At 53.9% G+C, this 14,888-nt stretch carries 11 protein-coding genes; 10 read left to right on the top strand and 1 reads right to left on the bottom strand.

The window, feature by feature from the left end; genetic code table 11:
• The 7 genes from L7E55_RS16380 to L7E55_RS16410 all read left to right on the top strand — a co-directional run.
• Positions 1-374: hypothetical protein (locus L7E55_RS16380; RefSeq protein ID WP_277445419.1), on the top strand; the 374-nt coding region annotated here is incomplete at its 5' end.
• Between the two features lie 46 nt (positions 375-420).
• Entirely contained in the window at positions 421-903 is a 483-nt protein-coding gene (locus tag L7E55_RS16385) for a DUF4320 family protein (RefSeq protein WP_277445420.1), read from the top strand.
• Between the two features lie 25 nt (positions 904-928).
• The gene (locus tag L7E55_RS16390) at positions 929-1,414 is read left to right on the top strand and encodes a TadE/TadG family type IV pilus assembly protein (RefSeq protein WP_277445421.1); all 486 of its coding nucleotides are present in this window, start codon (positions 929-931) and stop codon (positions 1,412-1,414) included.
• Entirely contained in the window at positions 1,411-4,578 is a 3,168-nt protein-coding gene (locus L7E55_RS16395) for a DUF8195 domain-containing protein (RefSeq protein WP_277445422.1), read from the top strand. The genes L7E55_RS16390 and L7E55_RS16395 overlap by 4 nt, the downstream gene beginning before the upstream one ends.
• Before the next feature lie 2 nt (positions 4,579-4,580).
• Positions 4,581-4,994, top strand: a complete 414-nt coding sequence (locus L7E55_RS16400) for a prepilin peptidase (RefSeq protein WP_277445423.1) — start codon at positions 4,581-4,583, stop codon at positions 4,992-4,994.
• Between the two features lie 176 nt (positions 4,995-5,170).
• The gene (locus L7E55_RS16405) at positions 5,171-5,785 is read left to right on the top strand and encodes a hypothetical protein (RefSeq protein WP_277445424.1); all 615 of its coding nucleotides are present in this window, start codon (positions 5,171-5,173) and stop codon (positions 5,783-5,785) included.
• A 14-nt stretch (positions 5,786-5,799) separates the two neighbouring features.
• Positions 5,800-6,096, top strand: a complete 297-nt coding sequence (locus tag L7E55_RS16410; RefSeq protein ID WP_277445425.1) for a hypothetical protein — start codon at positions 5,800-5,802, stop codon at positions 6,094-6,096.
• Positions 6,097-6,171: 75 nt separating this feature from the next.
• On the opposite strand, the gene L7E55_RS16415 is transcribed toward L7E55_RS16410, so the two are convergent.
• Entirely contained in the window at positions 6,172-6,969 is a 798-nt protein-coding gene (locus L7E55_RS16415; RefSeq protein ID WP_277445426.1) for a MerR family transcriptional regulator, read from the bottom strand.
• Between the two features lie 14 nt (positions 6,970-6,983).
• Between L7E55_RS16415 and L7E55_RS16420 the strand changes: the two genes are divergently transcribed.
• Genes L7E55_RS16420 through L7E55_RS16440 form a run of 3 tightly spaced genes read left to right on the top strand, consistent with a single transcriptional unit; the run spans position 6,984 to position 14,623 of the window.
• The gene (locus tag L7E55_RS16420; protein WP_277445427.1) at positions 6,984-7,166 is read left to right on the top strand and encodes a hypothetical protein; all 183 of its coding nucleotides are present in this window, start codon (positions 6,984-6,986) and stop codon (positions 7,164-7,166) included.
• Positions 7,167-7,179: 13 nt separating this feature from the next.
• Positions 7,180-13,665, top strand: coding sequence for an N-6 DNA methylase (locus tag L7E55_RS16435; protein ID WP_476748275.1), 6,486 nt, complete (start codon positions 7,180-7,182; stop codon positions 13,663-13,665).
• Positions 13,666-13,675: 10 nt separating this feature from the next.
• On the top strand, positions 13,676-14,623 hold the full coding sequence (locus tag L7E55_RS16440) for a DUF3991 and TOPRIM domain-containing protein (protein ID WP_277445430.1): 948 nt from the start codon (positions 13,676-13,678) through the stop codon (positions 14,621-14,623).
• The last annotated feature ends 265 nt before the right edge of the window (positions 14,624-14,888 follow it).

Raw genomic sequence — 14,888 nt, forward strand, 5'->3', positions numbered from 1 at the left:
GATTTTGCCTTGTTATTATGAATGATAACGACCGAGGTTTGTCAGGAGCCGTATACGAGGCCCGTACGTACGGTTCTGTGAGAGCCAAAAAGTCGGGATTAATTTTCCCGACTTTTAGCTACTCGATCATGAAACCAAATTCAGATTTACGGGGGTATGTATTTATGTTGAAAACAGTAAAAAACAAAGTGCTGGCAGTCGCTGTTAAAGCTAAAAATGTACTGGCTAATCCGTCCGGCGACCAAATGACCGGCTGGCTCATCGTCGTGCTTATCGTCGTGGTGGTGGGTGCGGTCTTTATGACCCTATATCAGGGCTCCATTACGCAGATTTGGAACAGCATCGTCAGCAAAATTACCGGTCTATTAAGCTGATATGTGACCAAAAGGCATATCCGCAAACGCGGGAGGTGCAAAACCCATGGACAGCAGTCACCGGGGCATACGGGGGAGATTTTCTCCCCCTTTGCTTTTTCTAAAGCTGCTTTTGAGTAAAAAGGGCAGCAGCTATTTTGACCTGATGATAAAAACGCTGGTGGTCATTACGCTGATGGCAACCGTGATGTCCTTTTTAAGCGTCTTTACCACCTATCTTAATCTGAACCACGTCTGCCGCCGCGTTGTAAGGGTGGTGGAACTGGAAGGGCAGGTATCCGACCGGGCCTATGATGTTTTCTACAGGCTCAAGCAGCAGACCGGCATTTCGCCGGAGATGGCCGTTGAGGATGTGGAGTATTGCGAGGACCAGAAAATCCAGTTGCGGGATAACTTCACCATTACCATGCGCTACAGCTATCCCTTTACGGTCTTGACTCCATCCTTTGCGCCTCCGGTGGAAATTCAAATTCCGATGAAAGTCAGCATTACCGGCATGTCCGAAAAATATTGGAAGCTCCCGGAATGAGAGCGCCGGAAAGGAGGCGAAGGCTGTGGCCCTAATCAAACGGATACTGCGAAACCGCAAAGGCGATACCTTTGTGTTTATCATCATTCTCGTCTTTTTCATCCTGACCCTGTCCGCCATCCTGATCGAGTATTTCCGCATGGAAAGCCTGTATCAGCAGGTGGAATATGTACTCCAACGGGGCGTGAACAGCGCCGTGGAGTATGCCATGCGCGACGAGTACCGCAGGGACGGCTACGCCTTGCTGGATACGGCGGTTGCGGAAGAAAGGCTGTACGAATACCTGCACGAAAGCATGGCGCTGGATTCGGGGCTGAACAAATATGCCGGTGACGAGTGGGTATATGAACTGGAAATCGAAAGTATCTATGCGACCGAAACTCCGCCCCGGCTGACGGTGGACGGGGCGCTTAGAACCCGCAGCATTTTCAGCTTTCTGACCGGGGAGGTGCGGCTTCCCTTCAGCATATCCAGCGTCAACACACAAACCAAGGAAGGAGGTTCCGAATGAAACGAAAATTTTTCCTTGCCATGCCCCTTTTGGTCCTGTGCCTCCTGCTTTTTTCCGTCAGGACATTCGCTGCGACAGCCAGCGATATTGAAATCCTTGTAGCTTCCCCCATAGACAGCCTGACAAATGAAAGCGGCGTGGTGGCCGTGGAGCAATTTCCGGCTGAAATTCCCATAAGCGTCACGGCGTCAACCGGAACACTGACAGATATAGAGCTGGGATACGGCGGCGAAAGCCGGATGATACCGCCGAACTATACTTTGGCCATAGAAAGCAAAGAATTTTGCGGCCCCTATACCGTCACGGCCAAGACGGACGAGGGCGCTGTTCTCACCGTCACGGCCAATGTGGTGTTTCAAGTACGCGCCACCTATGACACCCGATACCGTACCGTCGGTATGCTGATTACAGATATTCATGAGGGCGATATGCTGGTGAAGTCCTTCCCGGAACCGCAGCGCATTGACCTTGTAAATGCCAACACCGTGGCAGACCATGAAAACGAACGCATCGCCGGATGGATCGGACGCCTTGACGGAGGAACCTATACCCTAAAGGGCAGCCTTGTGGTGGAAATCCATAATATCTCAACGGACGAAGTTTACGGCAGCTATGACACAAACACGGATTTTGACTCTCTGACCGGAGGCTTCGGCTGGACGCCAAAAACCTTGATTGCCTTTGAGACCATGCGAAATACCGCCATTTCCTATCAGGCTCCGGTTAAGATTAACGTGGAAGCGACCTGGTGCAACGACGATAAGCAGGAGGTTTACGGGAAGCTCACGGCACAGGACAAGGGCGTGCCGGTACTGATCTACCCTTATCAGACCACCTCCGTCACCTTCCATAAAGATGACATCAAACTATCCCGCAACTTTCAATACATGGGGCTGGAATGGGATTACACCCCGGAAACGAAAGAGTTTACCGACGGTGAAAGCAAAACACAGGTGGAGATCACGCAGAAAATCCACTATCAAATCCCTGCCGCCGATTTCTTTTTCAAATTTAAAGCTCAGGAGGGGAACGACCTGTCGGTTGCCATCCGCGCCCCTGCCACAGTAAACCGTGGGGCGGATTACTCTTTCACCGTTCTGTATATGAACAGTGGAAGCAGTTCGGCCTATGACGTGCCATTGGAAGGTATGGTGGATGAAGCTGCCATCGAGGAAATACCGGTCACGCAGGACTTTCCTCCGAATACAGGTAAAGCCTATGAAGTGAAGCGCAGTGCGGACACCGCCGCTGGTGAAATCCACCTTTGGGCGCATATCGGCGTGCCGGAGGGCTTTATCGACGGGAACCTTGCCAACAACACGGCCACGGCTGTCATCAAGGTGGTTGACCCAGCGCCGGAGCCAACGCCCGGCAACAATGACACACCCGACAAGCCGGATACGCCGGATACGCCGGATACACCCGACGAGCCCGGAAATCCCCCGGAGCAGCCGCCTGATAAAAAAGAACCTTGCGACCTGTCGGCCAATATTATGGCCCCACCCACCGTCTATGAACACGAGGCTTACAGCTTTACCGTAAGTTTTACCAATCATTCCTCTGTGGTGCTCCAAGATGTGCCCTTGCAGGGCAAGAACAACGAAAACATACTTCCGCAGATTCCGGAAACAACGAGCTTCGCGCCGCAGGAAACCAAAACCTACACTATCACCGGCACAGCCGGCAGCGCAGGCGAGATTTACCGACTGTGGTCCAATGTGGAAGCTCCGGAAGGCTTCATTGATGAAAACCCCGTCAACAACACCGCCGTTTCCAGTATTACCGTAGTTAAAAAGCCGGATGCACCCGCTAGTCCCGACAACCCTGACATTCCCGACAATCCTAATACGCCCGATAACCCCGACAATCCTGACGAACCTGACAATCCCGATAATCCCGATAATCCCGATAATCCCGATGAACCGGACACACCCATTTACAGGCTTTGCGATGTATGGGTAAACTTATCCTCCCCGCCGACTGTGTACGAACTGGAAAGCTATAGCTTTACGGTGTACTTTGCCAACTCCACCGACATAGCATTGTTCGACGTGCGCCTGAATGTGACCATCAACGGCAAGACGGTTCCCGCCGTACCTGCGACAACCAATTTCAAACCGTATGAAAAGAAAGCCTGCCTTGTGACCAGCACCGCAGGGCCAAAGGGCGTTCCTATTCAAATAACGGCGCAGGTATTGCCCCCCAACGGCTATATGGATACCAATTTGAGCAACAATCAGGTTTCTGCTGAAATCATGGTGCTGGAACGTCCCTATGACCTGCATGTGCAGCGGATAACGCCGGACAGATATAAAGAGAATCAGGCGGTTGTTACCACCGTCAAGGTTGGCAACCGTGGCAGCCTCGATTTTACACCGGGGGAAAATGTCACCGTGCTGTTCCAGATTCCCGAACTGTCCGTTTCAAAACGCATAGACGCTATCGTGATGGAAAAAGACACCTGGAATGTAGTATCCCTGCGTTGGGATACGCCCAATGTGCAGGCTGACAAGGACATTACCCTGATCGCCATCATCAATCCCGACCAAACCCTGGACAATGAAAGCAGCGCGGACAACAACATCTATACCCAAAAGGCGGTCATCCAGAACGTGACTTACGGAGAGCCGCAGGAAAGCCGCACACTGCCCGATCCACCGAAAAGGAATGAGCAGCCCAGGGTGACGTGGTGGGAACAGCGGTATGAAAACGGCCGGTTTGTATGGCGTGAATTCTACGCCGAGCTGAAGGCAACCGCCACATTGGATTATGACACCAAAGGCAAGGGCTATCTGAAATCCGGCTACGGCTATTCCATCAAGGTTACCACATCTGTCGGCACCAATTACGACAAACAGGAACTAATTACAGAGCCGCAGACGGCAGAAGTTTATCTTCCTGAATACCGCTATGAAACCGCCATTCCTCTTATCAGAGAAGGCGGTCAATTTATTTTCCGGGAGAACCCCGCATCTCCCTTCAAATACCGGAAGCAGTACATTCCGGTCTGGTTCCCCGACGATAAGGATTACATCGTGCAGCTTTGTGTCACCGACGTGCATACGCCGGGTGGAACCTTATCCCGATGGATTACGGGAGGGAACCTTAAAATCCATGTGGTGGACAGCATGTATTCCGATGATGTGACCACGGGTGACTGGTAGTGGTGCTGCCGCTTTGTGCCATCCCCCTCTTATGGGCGGCCGTTGTGGATTACAGAAAGCGGATTATTCCCGACTGGACATGGATTGCCATTTGGCTGATCGGGGTTGCATCCGCTTTTCTGCTGCCGTCCCCTGCCCTGTATGAACGAATCGCGGGATTGCTCCTGCCGGGGCTTTGCCTGCTGCTCCTTGCCATGAGATATGGCGGCGTGGGCGGGGGCGACATCAAGCTGACGGCGGCGGCGGGCTTTACCTTCGGGCTGAATACCCTTGCGGCCATCCTCTTTCTTGCCCTGTTTCCCGCTTGCATTTATGCGGCGGTGACGCGGCAGAGAAGCATACCGTTGGCTGTATTTTTATGCATCGGCTTTTTTATGTACGCCGGTGTTCTCTTTATATATGGACTGACCTGCTGACTGAATAATAAGGGGGGATTTTTTGTGGAATTGAAGACGATTCTAGCCGTCGTGCTTTGCCTGGTGATTATCGGCAGCGCGTTGTACCTGCGCCTCAAGCATAAAAAGAGGTAACTGACGTGCGGAAAAAGGGCGGATAACCGCTCCTTTTCCGCTGCCCGCAAAGGAGCGTGAGCATGAAGATGGATGAAGAAAAACGCATGGTGGATACCCACGAGGTAACACACGCCATCCTTGTTGGCGATAGAGAAATCCTTTTTGCGGTTGACGACGGGAAAACCGATTATCCGTACATGGTGTGCGACTGCACTTGGGATAACCCGTTGGGCATCGACCGCTATTATAACGTCGTGGGAAGCGCGGACTATCTGGAAATGATGGCCGAGTTTACCGATCGGGTGCAGGCGCAGCTTGAGGCGGTTAAGGCTGAACGGGATAAAATTACCGTTCCTTTATCGCTCTTTACCGCAGAGCAGTGTATCCCAAACGACTATGGAATGAGCATTGAAAACAAGGTAGTAGTCATCCGCGCGGAGCGCCTGCGTCCCGAATACCGCACCGCCGACAGGCAGCTTGTGCTGGCCGTGGGCGGCTTTGGCGCTCATGCCAACGCCAGGGGCCGGGCGGTCTACACCGTCAATCTCTATTCCGGCAAGGAATCCCGCTGGAATCGGGAGGATGTCCTTGGCGTTCTGAAACCCGAATATATGCCCGATTGGGCGAAGGAACAGCTAAAACAGATATTGGCCAGGCAACAGGCCAAGCACAAAAAACAAGTACAGGAGCGTTAGGAGGCTTTCGGGATATGGAAAAAGAGATCAACGCCGGGTATGTCATTACCGACCGGCTGGCCGTGGGCAACGCGGAATTCGTCATCGGGCACAGTGAGAAAGCGCCCGCGCAGTTTGTCACCTGGAAATGCAGAAAGGGCGAAAAGGAATACTTTTGGGGGCATTACCTGGGGGACCGGCTGGCCGCCGTGGAGGATTTATGCAAGCGTACCCTTGAGGAAATCGAGTATTTACGCTCCTTCCAGCCCAAAAGGGACACCGGGGAAAAACCGGAGCAGCAGACAAAAAGACGGCGCGAGCCGGAACGATAAACAGAGATAAACTTATTGTAAAGCGAAAGGCAGGGAGATTCCGTAAGTTCCCCCTGCCTTTGCTATCCTGTGCAATTACTTTTTGATGGGAAAATAAATTTCGGTTACATATTCACTGGGCGGAACATTGTCGGCACAGCCTTTGACATACAACTCGAAGGGCGGCCCGGAAACGGTATACCCCTCTCTTTCAATCCATTCCATCAGCGCCGTATAGCACGGAGTGAAATCGTCATAGGGGCCGATATGGGTGGCAAAGCAGCAAAGGCCCGGGGCAAGCGCCCGCACCTGCTCACCGCTGCCGCCCGCTACCTCCACCCCGACTTCAATATCCGTACATTCATGATTGAATTCCACATCATGGTAGACGGACAGGAACGGCCCGGCAGGTTTCAGCCGGCTTTTTTCCAAACCGGCGCATAATACGCCGAAGGCTTCTTCAAAATCTCGAACACTCATTTTCCGTCTCAGGGAATAGATGGTTTTGGGCTGCGTTTCCACGGTTTTAACCAAATAATTCGCTTGCATTATATTCTCACACCTTTCTATTTTCTCAATGTCCTGCTCCATCTGCAGCAGGATGTGCCGCTGGTCGTTGATTTGCCGCAGGAACTCCTCTTTTTTGGCTTGCAGGAGTTCGGCTAGACGTACGTTGTCCCTTGCGGCCAGAACGGCGGAAATCTCAGGCAAAGAAAACCGATACCGCTTCAGCCTCGTAATCAGCAGCATATCCCGAAGCTGAGAAACCTCGTAATAGCGGTAGCCGGAGTCCTTGCTGACAAATCCGGGCTTGAGCAGCCCGATCTGGTCGTAATAGCGGAGCGTCTTGGTAGACACCCTGCTGATTCTGGAGAATTCTCCGATTGTGAGCATAGAATCACCACCCGATGGCATTTGAACATGTTCTGATTGGAGTATACGGCTTCCAGTTAGGGCAAAGTCAAGCGCTCTTTCATATTTTTATAAAATTATCTATCCATCATCGCTTGAGGCGGTTGGACATGATCGGCATTGCCTCCCGGTATTCCGAGGACGGCGGCAGGCTGTCCAACCAATATACATTGAAATAAGGAGGGATGCGCATTGGCAACGAAGCTGCAACTGATCACAGAGCTTTCCAAAAGGACCGCCCTCAGCGTCACCAGAAATCATGCCAACTGGACTTCCTTCCTGAAAACCGCGGCCTGGAGCTATAAATATCCGTTTCAGGATCAGCTTTTGATTTACGCGCAACGGCCCGACGCGACGGCCTGCGCTCCCATTGAAGTGTGGAACGGGAAACTGGGACGATGGGTGAAAAAAGGTGCGAAGGGCATCGCCCTCATTGACGACAGCGGCAACCGGTTAAGGCTCAGCCATGTGTTCGACGTGAGCGACACCAACAGCCGCTACAACCGTCCCGTCCCGCTGTGGGAAATACGGGACAGATATGCCGAGGCGGTAACGGAATCGCTGGAAAACACCTTTGGGGAATTAGCCGAAAAAAGCAGCCTGCCCCATGCCTTGCTCAGTGCCGCCGCAAACGCGGTGGACGACAATTTCACGGATTACTTGCCCGAGATGCTTTCTTTCCGGGAAGGCAGTTTCATAGAAGAGCTGGACGATCTGAACGTCGAGGTGTTTTTCAAGGACGCTTTAAAAAGCTCCGTGGCTTACATGCTCTTTGTCCGTTGCGGTTACAATGCCGACGAATACCTGACTTCTGAAGATTTTCAGAGCGTGCTTAACTTCAACACCCTCGACACCGTTTCCCGCCTGGGTGCGGCCACCAGCGATATAGCGGAAATGCTCCTGCGGGAAATCGAGGCCACGGTCAAGGATATGCAAAAAGCGGAGCGAAACCAAAGCCGCACATTTGCCAAAAGTCGAGACGCGGCACACAATAAAAGCGTAAAGCAAATTGATGAAAGGAGCGGTGAGCATGGAATTGACCTACACGCAGCAGGGCGATTATTTGATACCCAACCTGGCTTTGCCGGAGGAACAGACATCCATCGGCAAATATGGGATGTTGCGCAAGACATATTTGAAAAACCACCGGAAAGGAATGTACGCCAGCCTGACGCTGTCCGGGGGCCTGAACAGCCACCTGGCGGAGATCGACCGGACGGCGAGGGAGCGCGTCGAGCGGATCACGGCGCAGTTCCTGGAAACGAGCCCCGCGCCGGACAAGGCGACCGACCCGCTGGGCTGGACAGGGCACATGAACAGCCTCAAGCACCAGGCCGAGGAAAGCGTACTGGCGGAACTTATTTACAGCTAACCCTGCTGCCAACCGAGGAACAGCAAATAGAGGCCATAGAACAGGCGGAGGACGAAAAATCCTCCGCTTTTTCTATGGCACAGGAAGCCATTGAGGCGGTTTGGCAGCAAGGCGGGGGCAAAAAATCCGATGTGGAATCTGACTCGGAGCTGCCGGACAGTCAAGCCGAAGAAACGGAAAAGCAACCAGCCGAAAAAGAAATATCCGTGGGCCTGGAATTTGCCATCGAGGACCGACGCTATACCATTGACGCAATTGACGAGGAAGCCGGCACGGTCAGCCTGCGGGACATCACCTTCCAAAATGGCGTGGGCTTCCCCATCTTCCGTAGGGAGAGCGTCGGCTTCGTGCGCCGCGTTTTGGAGCAGCAGACGGAACCCGTCCGGCAGAAGGTACAGGGCGGCGAAGCTGCCAAAGCCCGCATTAACCTTGTATCGGAAACAGCCAAGCAGCCCCGCGTCAATTTCCGGATCACCGACGACAACCTGGGCGTGGGCGGCCAAAAGACCAAGTACGCCTGGAACGTCGCGGCCATCCGTCTGCTCAACCAACTGGAGGAAGAAAACCGCCTGGCCACGCCGGAAGAACAGGAAATCCTGTCAAAATACGTCGGCTGGGGCGGCCTGCCGCAAGCCTTTGACGAGGCCAACCCCCAGTGGGCAAAGGAATACACGGAACTGAAGGAGCTGCTGGACGAGGATGAATACAACTCCGCGCGGGCATCCACCTTAAACGCCCACTACACGCCGCCCGCCGTGATCAAAGCTATCTACACCTGTTTGGAAAACATGGGCTTTCAGACCGGCAACATTCTGGAGCCCGCTTGCGGCAGCGGCAACTTTTTCGGCCTTGTGCCCGAGAGCATGAAAAACTCCAAGCTCTACGGCGTGGAGCTGGACGGCGTCACGGGCCGGATTGCCAAGCAACTTTACCAGCAGGCCAACATCGCGGTCCAGGGCTTTGAGCAAACCAACCTGCCCGACAGCTTTTTCGATTTGGCCGTCGGCAACGTGCCTTTCGGTTCTTACGGCGTAATAGACAAGAAATACGACAAATACAAGTTTTACATCCACGACTATTTTTTCGCCAAGACTTTAGACAAGGTGCGGCCCGGCGGCATCGTCGCCTTCATCACGTCCAAAGGAACGATGGACAAACAAAATCCCGAAGTGCGCAAATACATCGCGCAGCGGGCCGAGCTGTTGGGCGCTGTCCGGCTGCCCAACAACGCGTTCCTTGCCAATGCCGGAACCGAGGTTACGACCGACATCCTCTTTTTGCAGAAGCGCGACCGCGTCATCGACATTGAGCCGGACTGGGTGCATCTTTCCGCCACCGAGGACGGCGTACCCGTCAATCAATATTTTGCCGACAACCCGGATATGGTGCTGGGCACGATGGTCTTTGACAAAAGCATGTACGGCAACGAATCCGAGACCGCCTGCCTGCCCCACGAGGACGCCGACCTTGCCGAGCTTTTGCGGGAGGCGCTGGAAAACATCCACGCCGAGATTAGCGACTACGAGATGGACGACATAGGCGAGGACATGGATACCTCCTCCATCCCGGCGGACCCCAGCGTCCGCAATTTCAGCTATTGCCTGGTGGACGGTCAGATTTACTACCGGGAAAACAGCCGGATGAACCGGGTGGAAACCTCCGTCACGGCCCAGGGCCGCATCAAGGGTATGATCGCGCTGCGGGACTGCGTCCGTGAACTGATTGAATACCAGACCGAGGATTACAGCGACGAGGCCATTTTGCAGCAGCAGCGCAAGCTGAACCGCCTATACGACGCCTTTACCGCCAAATACGGCCTGATCAACAGCCGGGGTAACAGCATGGCCTTTGCCGACGACAGCGCCTACTGCCTGCTCTGCTCTTTGGAGGTGCTGGACGAAAACGGCGAGATGGAGCGCAAGGCGGACATGTTCAACAAGCGCACCATCCGGCAGCGTACCACCGTGACCCACGTGGACACCGCCGCCGAAGCCCTGGCCATCTCCATCGCGGAAAAAGCCTGCGTGGACTTAAATCTCATGCACGGCCTGACGGGGCTTTCCGAGGAACAGCTCGCCGATGACCTGCAGGGTGTGATCTTCCGCAACCTCGGAGAGCAAGACCCGGCTCAAGTGCCGAAAGCCTTTTTCGATATCACCCGCTGTCCCTTCGTTACCGCCGATGAATATCTTTCCGGCAATGTGCGGAATAAGCTCCGCCTTGCCAGAGGGCTTGCCGAAATGCGACCCGACCTTGCGGAGCAGATCGCCCCCAACATCAAGGCGCTGGAAGCGGTGCAGCCCAAAGACCTGTCCGCCTCCGAAATCGACGTGCGTCTGGGCGCGGCCTGGCTGCCCCCGGATGTGGTCAAGGACTTCATCTTTGAACTGCTGGAAACGCCGCACATGTACCGGCGCTATATCGACGTTTTCTATTCAAGCTATACCGCCAACTGGAACGTCAAGGGCAAAAACGACGACCGCAGCGACAACATCAAGGCCAACGTCACCTACGGCACCAAGCGCATCAATGCCTACAAGATTATTGAGGATACCCTCAACCTGCGTGACGTGCGCATTTTCGACACGGTCTACGAGGATAACGTCGAAAAAAGGGTTTTGAACAAAAAGCAAACCGCCATCGCCCAGCAGAAGCAGGAGGCCATCAAGGAAGCGTTCCGGGATTGGGTATGGAAAGACCCCCAGCGCCGGGAACGGCTGACGAGAATCTACAACGACCGCTTCAACGCCATCCGGCCCCGCGAATACGACGGCAGCCACATCAAATTCACCGGCATGAATCCGGAAATCACTCTGTGCCAGCATCAGGTGGACGCGGTGGCCCACATCCTCTACGGCGGCAACACCCTGCTGGCCCATTGCGTGGGGGCGGGCAAGACCTACGAGATGGCCGCCGCCGCGATGGAAGGCAAGCATTTGGGGCTATGCAGCAAGAGCATGTTTGTCGTGCCCAACCACCTTACGGAGCAATGGGCCGGGGAGTTTTTGCAGCTTTACCCCAGCGCCAACATCCTCGTGGCCATCAAAAAGGACTTTGAAACCAAGAACCGCAAGAAATTCTGCGCCCGCATCGCCACCGGCGACTACGACGCAGTGATCATCGGCCATAGCCAGTTTGAGAAAATCCCCATTTCCGCAGAGCGCCAAAAGCGCCAATTGCAGGAACAAATATGGGAGATTGCCGACGGCATCCGGGAACTCAAGGCGGAGCGCGGCGAACGCTACGCCATCAAGCAGCTTGAAAAAACCAAAAAGAACCTGGAATTGAAGCTGAAAAAGCTCAACGACGCCAGCCGCAAGGATGATGTGGTCACCTTTGAGGAACTCGGTGTTGACAGGTTGTTTGTGGACGAGGCGGACTTTTACAAAAACCTGTTCCTCTACACCAAGATGAGGAACGTGGCGGGCCTGGCCCAGACCGAGGCCCAGAAATCCAGCGACCTGTTTGCCAAATGCCGCTACCTGGACGAACTGACTGAGTGCCGCGGCGTCGTTTTTGCCACGGGCACGCCCATATCCAACTCCATGACCGAGATGTACACCATGCAGCGGTATCTGCAATACGAAGCCCTGCGCAAACAAGGGCTTCAGCATTTCGACTGCTGGGCCTCCACCTTCGGGGAAACCGTGACCGCCATCGAGCTTGCGCCGGAGGGCACGGGCTACCGGGCCAAGACACGCTTCGCCCGGTTCTACAACCTGCCTGAACTCATGAGCATGTTCAAGGAAATCGCGGACATCAAAACGGCGGATATGCTGGACCTCCCCGTGCCCAAGGCCAACTACCACAACGTGGCGGTCAAGCCCAGCGAGTTTCAAAAAGACATGGTGGTCGAGCTTGGCAAGCGCGCCGAAAAGGTGCGCAACCGGATGGTGGAGCCCTATGAGGACAACATGCTGAAAATCACCAACGACGGACGCAAGCTGGCCCTTGACCAGCGTCTGATGAGCCCCATGCTGCCCGACCACGAAGAAAGCAAGGTGAACGCCTGCGTGGACAGCATATTCGGCTTCTGGCAGGATCACCGCGACAAAAAGCTGACTCAGCTTGTATTCTGCGACCTGTCCACCCCGAAAAACGACGGGAATTTCAACGTTTACGACGACGTGCGCCAAAAGCTCATGGATCGCGGCATTCCCGCCGACGAGATTGCTTTCATCCACGACGCCAACACGGAAACCCGGAAAAAGGAGTTGTTTGCCAAGGTGCGCACGGGACAGGTACGCATCCTTGTTGGAAGCACCTTTAAAATGGGTGCGGGCACCAATGTCCAGGACCGCCTGATCGCGCTGCACGATCTGGACTGTCCCTGGCGGCCCCGCGACCTGGAGCAGCGCAGCGGCAGGATTGTCCGCCAGGGCAACAAAAACGACGAGGTGCATATCTTTCGGTATGTGACGGAAAATACCTTTGACGCTTATCTCTATCAAATATTGGAGAACAAGCAACGCTTTATCTCACAGATCATGACCTCAAAATCCCCGGTGCGTTCTGCCGGGGACATTGACGAAACGGCGCTTTCCTACGCGGAAGTCAAGGCGCTGGCGACCGGCAACCCGCTCATCAAGGAGAAGATGGATTTAGACATCCAGGTTTCCAAGTTGAGGTTATTGAAAGCGAACCATCTTAGCCAACGGTATGCACTGGAGGACAGGCTGCTCAAACACTTCCCCCGGAAGATCAAATCCACCGAGGAACGCATTGCGGGCTATGAGAAGGATATTGCCCGGTATGAAAGGCACAGCGCCTTACCACCCACCGGAGGGGATGCCGAGGAAAACAAATTCGCTGGCATGACGGTCAAAGACGTTGCCTACCCCGAAAAGGCCAAGGCGGGCGCGGCCATCCTGGAAGCCTGCAAGCTGATGACCTCGCCGGAGCCGCAGGAAATGGGCAGCTATCTGGGCTTTCCGATGCTGTTTTCCTTCGACGGCTTTAACAAGAAGTATCAAATCACTCTCCAGGGCGCTCTCAGCCATACGGTGGCGCTGGGCACGGACGTTCACGGCAACATCATAAGGCTCAACAATGCTTTTGCCGAAATGCCGAAGAAACTGGATCATTGCCGGGAACAGCTAAAAACCCTCCGCCAGCAGATGGTAACAGCGAAGAAAGAAATTGACATCCCCTTTGAAAAGGAGCAGGAACTGCAAAGCAAAGCCGCGCGGCTGCATGAACTGAACATCCTGCTGAATATGGACAAGGCGGAAAACGAGATGGTGGACGACGAACCGGACGAGGACATGAATGTTCCCGAAAAAAAGGCCGTGGGCTATGAAAGGTGAGATGATCGCTATGCCCTATGTGACCCCGGAACAGATTAAGAGCGCCAAACGGATGGATCTGCTGACCTATTTGCAGCATTACGAACCGCAGGAGTTGGTTCACTTTTCCGGCAATGTCTATACCACCCGCAGCCATGACAGCCTGAAAATATCCAACGGGAAGTGGTGTTGGTGGTCACGCGGCATCGGCGGGCGCTCCGCCCTGGATTATCTCATCAAAGTCCGGGGCATGACGCTCCCCGAGGCGGTCATGCAGATAGACGGGCAGGCTGTTGTTATGCCGCCTGTCCCGTCAAAAGCACTCGAACCCGCCGAGCCAAGAAGGTTGCTGTTGCCGGAGAAAAACAAAAGCAATGACCGCGTGATTGCCTATCTCACCGGGCGCGGCATACACAGCACCTTGATTGATTACTGCATTCAAACCGGACGGCTGTATGAAAGCCGCTACCGCCACAACGCGGTCTTTGTCGGCTTCGATCCGCAGGGCGTTCCCCGCTATGTTGCGCTCCGAGGCACATCCGGCAGCCGGTTTATGGGAGACGCAAGCGGCAGCGACAAGCACTTCTCCTTCTCCATTCCGGCAAGGGAAAAATCCACAAAGCTGCATTTGTTTGAAAGCGCCGTCGACCTTTTGTCTTACGGTACATTGGAACTGCTTTCCGGCAGGGACTGGCGAAAGGATTGTTGCCTGTCCCTGGCGGGTGTTTACAAGCCGAAAAAGAATATCGAGGAAAGCACCCCGCCCGCCGCTTTGACGCAGTACCTCAAGGATTACCCGCAAATAACCGCAATTGCATTGCATCTGGACAACGACGCAGCCGGGCGGCTGGCGGCAGAGACCATCAAGTTCCTCTTTCCCTCCACCTACACTATTACCAATGAGCCGCCCCAGCGCGGAAAGGATTACAATGACTATTTGAGAATAATGTTAAAGGGACGGCACGGGCAGGAGCGATAGCAATGATGACAAAAAACAGCAAGGAAGAGAATAAAATAAAGAACACACTTTCAAAGAATTGGGGCATAATATATAGTAAGCTTAAATGAATAAATGGTATAAAGGAAAATTACTCATGGATGTTCGCGTACTTTGATGTATAATCTCATCTTTGACAGTTACAAACTATAAAAAGGCTTGAAAACCCTGTATTTGCAAGGAGTTCAAGCCTTTTTTGTTATTCTTAAAAAGTGAGTAATGTTATTATTTTTTAACCCTGCTTAAA

It is taken from the genome of Pelotomaculum isophthalicicum JI (genome assembly GCF_029478095.1).
Taxonomy (GTDB): Bacteria; Bacillota; Desulfotomaculia; order Desulfotomaculales; family Pelotomaculaceae; genus Pelotomaculum_D; species Pelotomaculum_D isophthalicicum.